Origin of the sequence: Paenibacillus phytorum, from assembly GCF_013141715.1 — a bacterium.
GTDB classification, from domain to species: domain Bacteria; phylum Bacillota; class Bacilli; order Paenibacillales; family NBRC-103111; genus Paenibacillus_E; species Paenibacillus_E phytorum.
Genome location: NZ_WHOA01000198.1, coordinates 1 through 11,565, shown reverse-complemented (window position 1 = coordinate 11,565; position 11,565 = coordinate 1). Strand labels below are relative to the sequence as shown.

Genomic DNA, 11,565 nt, shown 5'->3' with positions numbered 1-11,565 from the left:
ATTGCAGGACGGAGTGGCTATTATCGAGGAGAAAGCGATTTCGGGCTCTATCCGGCTGTTATTGGCAAGCAAGGGACCAAGGTTTCGTGAACGGATTTGAAGACCATACGTACCGCCCGCAAGGACTCGTTACCCATGCGGAATTTACGGCTATGCTGACTAGAGCAAAGTACGAGATCGGAAGCTGTTACATTAATTCTCTCTGCCATTAAAAAAATATGTTGATTGCCCATGCATAACTGTTCATTAGTAGTGGGATTGTCCTATATCCATGAAGTATGGTTAAGGGACAGTCCCTTATTTTTATTTTGCAGAAAATGAGGCAGCCTATGTAGTTGACAGTTGAATATCGATGATTGAGAGTATGTTCATTTTCTTGGATGATTGTATCGTTTTTTTCAAGGAATTATGGATGGAATATAACTGTCAGCCGCAGATTTTAGAGAAAAGTTTAAAAAAAGTAGACGCATGACCTTCAAACTTTGAAGAATTCATGTATTTCTGTTGTTCAGGAGATACGTTCACTTTGCTTATGATAGTGATAGATTGAAACTAAGGGGGCAACTAGATGATTACTCAGAGGCGAAATTATCGTAAACATAGAAATCTACCGGGCATCTAAATAATCTTCAAACAAAGGAATGTGATTCGTAGTTATTTTGAACCGTATAATCCAGAAAATGAGAGCGCTATTATAAACTCGGATAAAAATGCTGAGGGATCGATTACTCGAAACAAAGTTCATTCATATGGTGCTTTTAGTGAACAAGAAGCTGATTGGCGATATTAAAATTGAAGGCTTTGAGGATCTTCTCAATCCGAATCTAAAAGGCAAGATCGCATTTCCTGATCCATGGTATCTCCGGCTACTGTACAAATCATTAAAGGCACCAAAAATATGGAAAATGCCAAAAAGCATGCATAGCAGCTAGGAGATCTGTACTACCAAGTGGAAAACTGAAAAACCCATCTGCTGCGAAAAGATCTAAGTTGCCACGGTAAAACTCAGGTGTATTCCTGCCATGTATTTAACATATAATGAGATATTCCCGACATATTATCTAACAACTCATGAGAATTTTAATATAAAATATCATTATTCTTAAGGGGGAATTGTTCCGAACTATGTTACATTCTAATTGAAGGCTGCTTTATGAAGGTTTTATAAATCGGTAATACTTCTTAAAGGGCGAGAATATGTAAGGAGGGGTGTAAGTGTATTTAAGTTATTTGAATTATTTCGAAAACATGTAAACCATCACGTAAGTCAGCAGGCAAATAATTTACCATACCTATCTTTGATTTTCATGAAGTTTGGGTGATTCGTAGGATTCTCTTTGACAAAATGCATCAAGTGAAGCGGTTAGTGATTGTCGATTATGTTTATTTTAAAGAAAGAGGTGCTAACATTGAAGAAAATAACTCCTATGCTTCTACTCCTTACTCTTATGTTAAGAATGTTCCTCCCAAATTCAGAGGCTTCCGCAAGCGCTGGCCAGGAAACAAATGGGGCGAATCAAAGAACAATATTGAACTTTAACAATAATTGGGGATTTTACCTAGGTGACTTGACTGGCGCAGAGGCCCCTGCTTTCGACGACAGCAAATTTGCAAATATTACAATTCCTCATACAATGAGACTTGAAAAAAAACATGCAAATGGCGCCCAATCCGTTTACCAAGGGATAGGTTGGTACAGAAATTATTTCACAGTTGATGAGCAGTATAGAGGAAAAACAATAAATATTGATTTTGAAGGTGTAATGATCGATAGTGATATTTACTTGAATGGTGAAAAAGTTTATACGCGCAATGGCGGATATGTTGGTTTTTCAGTGGACATAACGAATAAGGTAAAGTATGGCCAGACCAATGTTCTAGCGGTAAGGGTATCCAGTTTCGACAATCCTGATACGCCTCCTGGGAAACCTGATGCGGGTCTTGACTTCCATTATTTCGGTGGCATATATCGAGATGTAAAAATGAGAATTACAAATAATTTGCACATTTCCGATGCTTTACAGGCCGATAAAACAGCCAGTGGCGGTGTTTTTGTTACCTACCCTCAGGTAACAAGCTCAAGCGCAACGGTTAATGTGAAAACGCATGTCGTTAATGCAGATACTGTTTCCGCGCAGGCCAAAGTAATCAGCAAGCTTGTAGATAAGAACGGAAACGTTGTTGCACAAGGTGAAACCGATCCAACAAGTATAGCTGCGAGCGGAGATTATCAATTCAATCAAAACTTAACTGTAACCAATCCAAGTTTGTGGAGTCCGGATTCTCCTTACTTATATTCTCTGGTAAGCGAGGTTTATAATGCTTCGAGTTTAGTAGATTCTACGACTACTAAAGTAGGTGTCCGAACGATACAGTATAAGCCAGACGGTTTATATATCAATGGTCAGAAGATATTTATACGTGGAGCAAATCGTCATCAACAGTATCAAAATATAGGGGATGCAGCTTCTGATTCCATGCAATATCGCGATGCATTGCTAATGAAAGAAGATGGATTTAATGCGGTGCGGGCTGCCCATTATCCGAATGATCCTGCATTTCTAGATGCAGCCGATGAAATTGGCTTGTTGGTCGTAGAGTGTCAGCCTGGTTGGCAGAACTGGACAAACACCACCAAATTTTATGATTTAACATTAAGAGATACACGCGAAATGATAAGACGCGATCGGAACAGACCCTCAGTCGTCTTATGGGAAGCAGCGTTGAATGAAACACCAACTGCTCCGGCAACATGGAACCAAGCAGTAACTCAAATTGCTCATGCGGAATATCCGGGTAACCAGATGTATACCGCGAACGACTATGGGCTTCATGGTGAATACTATGACGTTAACTACAAGGGAGTTGATACTAATTGGCAAGCAGATCCAAGTAAATGGACGGATTTTGCTCCCAATAAAGCGTTCTTAACACGTGAATGGGGTGATTGGGGCGATGGTAGCAGGGCTTTGAGAGCACAAGGCGAAGCTGCTGTTACCTCCGCACTTCTTAACCGTCAGAGAATGCTGAATGGTGATGGTTATTCTGACTGGGGCGGGATGGATGCTAATGCGAGAATAGGCGGTTATTTCATGTGGGTTTGGAATGACCATACTCGTGGGTCAAACTCTGTGACAGCAGGAGCCGGAACAGTAGATATAGACAGATATGAAAAATACGGTTACTATTGGCTGCAATCCATGCAATCAGCGAGAAACCCTGTATATGGACCAATGGTATTTATCGGAAGCACTTATTCTTCAACATCAAGTCTTAATGTCAATGTATTCAGCAATGCTGATTCTGTTAAGTTGTATCAAAACAATGTACTGGTGAAAGAAATTACAAGAGCACAGGCTTCAACGGATGTTCCTAACACAGTAGCAAAAGGTGGCAGCCCGATATTCAAATTTACATTGCCCCAGTTTGTTGCGGGAGAACTTAGAGCCGATGCTATCTTAGATGGACAAGTTGTAAAAACTCACACTGTTAAGACACCTGGTCAGGCAAATAAACTAGAAATTGAAGTTCGCGATAGAGGTAGAAAACCTGTAGCGGATGGTTCTGACTTAATACCTGTATATTTCAAGGTTGTTGATGCAAACGGTACAGTAGTTCCAAATGCGTTAAATACCATTCATATCGATGTAACAGGACAAGGTCAGCTTGTAGGCAAAGGCATGCCAAGAATTGGCGTTGAAGATCAGACTGTTGAAGCAGGAATAGGCTTTGCATTTGTAAGAGCTTCTGACATAAGTGGGGATATACAAATAACTGCTACTTCAGAAGGCCTCACCTCAGCAACGACAACTGTAAGCACGTTACCCTACCAAGGACAGTTTGTGTCAGTCGCACAACATATTCCATGGGTTGGCGGAGTCGAGAAATTCGAACCTAAAGATTCATTCTATAAAAATATTGCTGTTGGAAAACCTATTACAGCATCGTCTGAGCAACCAGGAAACCCTCCTAAGAATGCAGTAGACAATAGTGAATCTACAAGATGGTGTGCAGATGGAAGTTCTTTGCCCCAATGGTTGCAGGTTGATCTAGGGAAAACTTACTCATTGCAAGGCTTCCAGATGCTATGGGAGAAATCTGATGCTGTATATAAATATTACATTGAAGTTTCAAAAGATGGCGTGAATTGGACTAAGGTTATCGATAAATCAACCAATACATCTAAAAACGGTAAAGAGACAGCTTTGGCTGATACTAGAGGCAGATACGTAAGGTTATCCGTTGTAGGCAGCATTACTAACAATTACTGGGCATGCCTGTATGAGTTTAAGGTTATACCATCAGATGAACAAATCCCGGATGATATTATTACTGATAGTGCCATCGACTCAATAACAGCATCATCGGAAACTGAAGATGGTCGAGGTACGGATAAGTTAAGGGATGGAGATACAAACATAGGAACAGGCTGGTTGGCAAAATCAAATGAAATGCCACAGTCCGTTACTGTTAAGTTTAAGACACCCCAAACTATAGCGGGGAGCCGCATTTTCTGGGAAAAGGATAGTAACTGGTATACCTATGATTTAGAAGTATCAACGGATGGCGTTGTATGGCGTAAAGCTATTGATAACTACCAAGTAGGGGGACAACACTTTACACCGGAGGCTTTTGCTAAGCCATTTAAGAATATCAATTATGTTCGCGTAACTATAAAGGATATATCTGCCGGTGGTGGATTTAGAGTAGGGTTCGCTGAATTGATCTTGTATGGCCAAAACTATACGATTCCTTCAGACTATGGCATAACGGCCATCAAGCCTTTAACGGTCAATACGAATCAAGGAATTGCACCTTCTTTGCCAACTAAAGTAACAGCCGTGTACAACGATGAATCAGAACAAGCTGTTGCAGTAGTATGGGATTCCATTGAGGCTGCAAGTTATGCAAATGTCGGTGAATTTACTGTGCAAGGTACAGTAAGCGGAACAAGTATCAAAGCTACTGCTCAAGTAACTGTGGAACCATCGGTAGTGCCGGTAGTGCCGCAAACTGTTATAACTGGTGCGGAGAAAGTAAATTCTGGCCAAACTTTCAATCTGACAATAGGGCTGACTGGTGTTACGCAAAGCGTAAATCAGCAAGTCTACGCCCAAGATTTGACACTACAGTATGACCCTGCAAGTGTGCAGTTCGATTCGGTGACATCCCTGAAAGACGGGTTCCAAGTCATCGATCAAAAGGAGACGGCACCGGGTCATATCCGGATTGTGGCTGCCAGCGTGGGCGCGAACGTGCCTGCCCAAGGCGATTTGCTCACAATCAAATTTACGGCCAAATCTGTAACCGAGGCCACCAATACGACAATTTCTGTAGACCATGTTAAGATTGCCAATGCACAGGGGAATGAGCTGCAGGTCGGCGGAGCTTCCCGTGAGATACAAATCACTGTACCTACTATACCTGTAGATAAGTCGCTCTTGAACGCAACGATCGCAAGCGCTCAGGCGAAGTACGATGCAGCAGTGGAAGGGAATGGAGATGGACTGTATGCGATTGGCTCCAAAGCGCAATTACAGTCGGCTATCGATGCAGCCAAATCTGCAGCAAACAATTCGAATGCTACACAACTGCAGGTGGATAGCGCGAAAGTCGCATTGGAAGCGGCAGTTCAAGTGTTCGAAAGCAAGAAAATAACCGCAGATATCAATGGAGGCGGTGTCTCAATCGGCGACTTGGCTTCCGTTGCAGCTGCTTACGGCAAACAACAAGGTCAAGCGGGTTGGAATGAGAAAGCGGATGTTAACCATGACGGCAAAGTAGACATTGTAGACCTTGCCATTGTAGCCAAAGCGATTTTGAACTAAAAGCACTACGATGAAGCTACAGTGCTTATTCTCGTTATGTTGGAAATGAAAAAGTAACAACATGACTATTCATTAAATTGTAATCGGCTTGTAAATCTGCATGTTTCGCATGAAACTGCAGACCGCAAGCCGATATTTTTTTGCAGGAATCTTAATATTCCAGTTTACCAAATTAAATAGCAAGTAGATCTATTTCGCAGATTTTAGAGAAAAGTTTAAAAAATGTAGACGCATCTTCTTCAAACTTTGAAGAATTCATGTATTTCTGTTGTTCAGGATATACGTTCACTTTGTTTATGATAGCGATACGATGGAATCTAAGAGGGCAACTAGATGATTACTCAGAGGCGAAATTATCGTAAGCATAGAAATCTACCGGGCATCACGTATCATTTCAATCCTATTAAAAGGGGGTGATGGATAGGAGGATTTCAATGGTTTTAAAACAGCCAAAACTGCTGAAGTTGCCGGGGCTGCCCAAGTTGCAGCTGCCATTGCCAAAAAGATTCTCGGATAAATGAACTCAGGAAAGGATAAATCAAATGAAAAGAAAACTTCTTTCGGCTAACCTGATCCTGTTGCTGCTCAGTTTACTGATTCCATTCGCAGCTTTAGCGGCAGAGAGTGCCTCATTTACTTTAACGATATCAAACGAAAAACCGGAAGCTGGCCAAGAGGTCATAGTTAGCGTAAAAGGGCATGATCTTAAGGACTTATACGCTTATGAAGTCAACTTGGGATATGATCCTGAACTACTACGTTTCAAGAAGGCCAAGAGCGACATTCCTGGCATGTCCATAACGCCAATCGTGAAGAACGGCAGTATTCAATTTGCGAATACCATGATCGGGGATAAAGCTGGGGAGGATGGAGATGCGCTCCTATGTACACTTGCATTTGATGCAATTGGCAATGGTAAAACCAAAGTAGAACTGAACGAGGTGAAGCTGGTAAGCAGTCAATTGGCTTCAGTTACACAAAAGGCCGACGCTCGAATCACAACCGAGATCAAGGGCGGCAAGGTTGAAGCATTCACGGATATTGCCGATCATTGGGCGAAAGAAGCGATCGAGCAAGCGGTAAAAATAGGTTTCGTGAATGGATTTGAAGACCATACGTTCCGCCCGCAAGGACTCGTTACCCGTGCGGAATTTACGGCTATGCTGACTCGAGCGCTTCAACTCCCTGGCCTTGAGGATGCATTGACGGACTTCGCAGATGACGATCGCATCCCGCAATGGGCAAGGCCGGGCATATCGACAGCCGTAGCGGCAGGCATTGTGAACGGGTATGAAGACAATACCTTCCGCGCTGATAACCGAATTAACCGTGCCGAAATGACGACATTGGTTGTGCGGGCATTGAAATTAGACGTGAATTCAACTGCTGCATCCACGTTCTCCGATACCTCTCAAATTCCGGACTGGGCTGCCACCTACGTTGCGTCGGCGTATAAGGCGGGCTTTATTCAAGGGAGAGACGGCAATCAATTCGCTCCTCTTGAGCAAAGCACGAGAGCAGAAGCTGTTAAATTAATTCTCTCGGCCATCAAAAAATAGATTGTTGATTGCCGATGTATAACTGTTCATTCGTAATGGGATTGTCCTATATCCACGAAGTATGGATAAGGGACAGTCCCTTATTTTTATTTTGCAGAGTGTATGTTCATTTTCTCCGATAGTTGTATCGATTTTTCGGATTTTCACTGACGACAGTTCATTAAGATGATTATGTAACACAAACATTAGATATGGAGGAGTAGGAATGAAAAGATTTTTACAGTTGCATTAACCAGCATGCATGTTACTGTGAGCGCAGCTTGCTCAAGCTTGCCGACTGCCGAAACTGGCGATGCTTTCTACATGCGAGATAGACCTCGGAATTTGGCTGTACTCATTTGTTCAAATGGATCAAGTGCAAGAACGCAGAGATGAAGAGATTCCATTGCTAAGTTCAAACTCGATATGCTCTTGAATGGCAGTACGGTTTCCTTTTCATTTCCGTTAAATTATCTTTACCAAAATTATCTGGAACTTTTAAATCGAGAGTCTTGAATTTTTAAGGGTTTAAAGCACTATTAGCTAAAAAAGACATTGAGACTACGAAGAAAGGAGTCATTTGCTCAGCGGATGTACAGAATTTGAACAAGGTAGTGAATGGTTTATTTTAGCGGTATTAAGTTCGCTGGTTTCCGAGGTATTGTTTAAATTGAAAGCGCTGCTATGGTTATTGGATTCGAAGCGTGTTGTTCACATTATCTCCAATTGTATAGCCGATCAGTACCGATAGACTGAACCTCTTTTTGGTGAATTTGGAAGGCCTGCTCAGAAGGCCGGCAAGACTTACTATTTATGACATTTGCCCTCTTGTTCAGAGGGTCTTTTTTATTATTTTTTAGAGAAAACCTCATTTTTTGTTGTTCCTGTTGTGAGGATTTTTACATGGAGTTAACCAATTGAATGCGAGTTTGTTGTACAGTAATTTTTGTACTCACATAAAATAACAGATTATTTAATGCGAAAATTATAAATGTAATAAAAATATTGAACGTAAGTCATCGGAATTTAAACGCGAAAATCGCTGTTTGAGCCAAGGGTTGACATCCCCAAGTATTAAACGAGTCATTCACTTTCGATATGCAAGTTTTTTCCACAGGGATGAGAGAATTTTGGGAGGTGGTGCTTAAGGATTGAGATGGCCATTATTTATCGAATCAGACTTTTTCGATCATCATTGTTTGTCCTATGCGTCATAGTCGTAGACTCTTAAAAAAACTAAATTATGGAGGTTTTCTGTAGTGAAAAGAAGTTTATCCTTTACCCTCGTACTCATGATGTTATTCAGTATGTTATCGGTCACCGCAGTAAATGCAGAGAATGTCGTATCAAATGCCAACCCCCTTCTTGCATCGATTAAATTCGACAATAATTTAAACGACGATGCAAATCAAGGGCAATCGTTGATAGCACACGGAAATTATAGTTATGTAGACGGTGTATTACCAGGGACCAAAGCTTTGCACTTAGAAAGCGGAAACGGCAATTATGTCAGTACGACGCAAAGCTTGAATGTTGGTAATGACAGTTTTACCACATCCTTCTGGTATAAGGGCGACACTAAGAATAATCAGGTCATATTATCAAACAAGGATTTTGGTAAGAGCTCTAACGCAGGCTGGGCGATTTATACATCAACCAATTCGGTCAATATGAATTTAGGATTCCCGGCCGCATCAGTAAATTTTGGGCGCGACACGTTTAATGCTTCCACTTGGCGTTACGTGACATTTGTTGTAGACAGGGATAAAATGCTCGGATCGTTGTATATTGATGGTTACGAAATGGCTGAAACTTCGCTGGGGCTCGGATCTTTAGATACATCGAACCCCTTAAATATAGGCAGCGACGGAGTGGGCGGCAATGGTGGTAATTCATTCGATATCGCTGATCTAAAGGTTTGGAAAGGTGCATTAAGCAATGATTCAGTTCAAGCTGATTATAAAAGTTACGGTTTAAATAAAGTAGATATGAACGCACTTAACGACACAATATCAGAAGCAAATACAATAGTAGCAGGCGGTCTCGGCAACGGCTTCAGCCAAACCGATTTTGATTTTTTGAAGAAGGTTTTGAATACGGCATCTACGGTTGCAACAACGCAAAACGTAAAATTATATACACAGGAAACCATCAATTATTCCAAACGTGAACTAAGCAACGCCATATTCATCTATCAAAAAAGCAATAAAACATTAACTCCGGCCAATTTAAATGTGATTATGGACAGCGACCCGGAAGTCGGTGAGGATCCCAAGGTAAACGTAGGCAGATTAAATGATTACAGAACAGAATTGAGATTATTCCCACAGGCCGACGTAATCTTTATTCCTGGCGACATTACCGGCTCAGATAATGATGTGGCTATGAAAGGTATGCGAGACATACACACTCAACTTACAAATGAGGGTTTGTTAAACAATAAGAAGTGGTACATGGTAAAAGGCAACCATGATGGGGTCGGTTCCCAAAATTTTATACCTATCGGTACGGCGGGCGCGTGGAACCCCTCAACGAATTCATACGATAACAATTTCTATAACGATGCTTATAGGGTGAATGTAAAAGGATATAATTTTGTGGGTTTTGACGGAAATATTAACAGCAGCAATACGGTGGGAAAAGCCACCAATTTCCTCAACCAAATTAAAAATGAAGCGGATTACGATCCAACCAAACCCATATTCGTATCTTCTCACTTCCCTATAGGCGGAACCGTGTGGGGAGGGGGATGGAGCAGCGCGGCAAGTAATGTTATGGGACAATTTCTTGCCAACAATAACTTCTCGCAGGTTGTATATATGAATGGTCATACGCAATACAACCCGACCGACGAACGTTCTCAGACTCAAGGTTCGGCTACGTTTCTCGACGCCGGTGGGAGTACTTATTCCACTGAGATTGATAGCGGTCCATACGGCGGATATTTAGAAGGAGATTATCTCCCATATCTTACCACACCTAAGCTCACGAATTTCTTAGAGGTTTACGGTACGAAAATGATCATCAAACAGTATAATTTTGCTACAAATGAATATGTAGGGATACCTTCTGTAAAAATCGTTGGCGAAGGCAAAGATGCCTTTACGTATGGCAGGAAAGATATAAGAGACCTCATAGCTCCGCAGCTTGATGAGAGTAGTATTAAGGTCGATTCCTTGGACTTCACTAACAACTCAGTTAGTTTTACATTAAAGGAAGCAACTGACAATGTGAGCGTTATGGAATATAATGTTCAGTTTATCAACAAGCTCACTGGGAAAGTGGACAAATCGTTTAACAGCGGTTCGATGCCGATGGACAGACCATACAAGGGATACAAGCATTATAAGGTTACAGATTTGTCGCCGAATACGCCATATATAATCAGGGTATTCGCCGACGATTCCATGTATAACCGTTCGTCGCAGGACCTTGAGATTATGGCTCACAATGTTAATTTAAACAGCATCACTGCGCCTGCTGACGTAATAGATGTGGCATTCGGAACGGCGAAGACAGCGGCCGCCCTTGGATTGCCAGGGACAGTTTCCTTGGTTACCGATGATGGAACCAGTGTGGAAGCCAAGGTGACATGGAATGTAGATGCTTCAAGTTATGATCCCAATGTAAAGACTCCACAGACCTTCAATGTAAATGGAACTGTAACTTTGCCAACTTTAGTAGCAAATCCCAATAACGTGCCTTTGACAACAAGCATTAGAGTAATTGCTAATAAGTTCTCAGTGTCGACGACTACCGCTACCGCTACCGCTTCATCATATTCCAATAACCGTTATACGCCCAACAAAGTGATCGATGGCAAAAGAGATCTAGATAATAATTACGAATGGGCTTCCAAACTAGAACAGAATCCATGGATCCAGGTGAATTGGCAGACGGATCAAACGATCAGCATGATTACCTTCTATGATCGGCCCAACTTGGGCGACTGGGCGACCGGCGGAACGCTTACTTTCAGCGACGGAAGCACTTTGACGTTTACAGGAATCCCGACTGACGGGAGCGCTTATACTCTACATTTCCCTGCCAAGAAGGTGACATGGGTCAAATTCCAGATAGTCGGTAATGCTTTGGGAAATGTCGGTTTGTCGGAAATGGAATTTGCGTGGGTTGTTCCGGCTGATGTAGCTTTGAATCTCATGAGCATCAAATCGCCGGCAGCCATCACAGGAGTGAAC

The 11,565-nt window shown here is 41.9% G+C and carries 5 protein-coding genes and 1 pseudogene; all 6 read left to right on the top strand.

Annotation, left to right across the window (positions count from 1 at the left end; all coding sequences use genetic code 11):
* Positions 1–86: 86 nt before the first annotated feature.
* Complete coding sequence (locus tag GC098_RS41760) at positions 87–212, top strand: S-layer homology domain-containing protein (RefSeq protein ID WP_376773968.1); 126 nt, start codon at positions 87–89, stop codon at positions 210–212.
* A gap of 537 nt (positions 213–749) precedes the next feature.
* Positions 750–854, top strand: a pseudogene (locus GC098_RS42030) (iron ABC transporter substrate-binding protein); the annotation flags it as partial.
* A 491-nt stretch (positions 855–1,345) separates the two neighbouring features.
* Complete coding sequence (locus GC098_RS28495; RefSeq protein ID WP_171646582.1) at positions 1,346–1,540, top strand: hypothetical protein; 195 nt, start codon at positions 1,346–1,348, stop codon at positions 1,538–1,540.
* On the top strand, positions 1,530–5,828 hold the full coding sequence (locus tag GC098_RS28490) for a discoidin domain-containing protein (RefSeq protein ID WP_171646580.1): 4,299 nt from the start codon (positions 1,530–1,532) through the stop codon (positions 5,826–5,828). The genes GC098_RS28495 and GC098_RS28490 overlap by 11 nt, the downstream gene beginning before the upstream one ends.
* A 542-nt stretch (positions 5,829–6,370) precedes the next feature.
* Entirely contained in the window at positions 6,371–7,387 is a 1,017-nt protein-coding gene (locus GC098_RS28485) for an S-layer homology domain-containing protein (protein WP_171646578.1), read from the top strand.
* Positions 7,388–8,625: 1,238 nt separating this feature from the next.
* A partial coding sequence (locus tag GC098_RS28480; protein ID WP_171646576.1) for a DUF7402 domain-containing protein occupies positions 8,626–11,565 on the top strand: 2,940 nt, incomplete at its 3' end.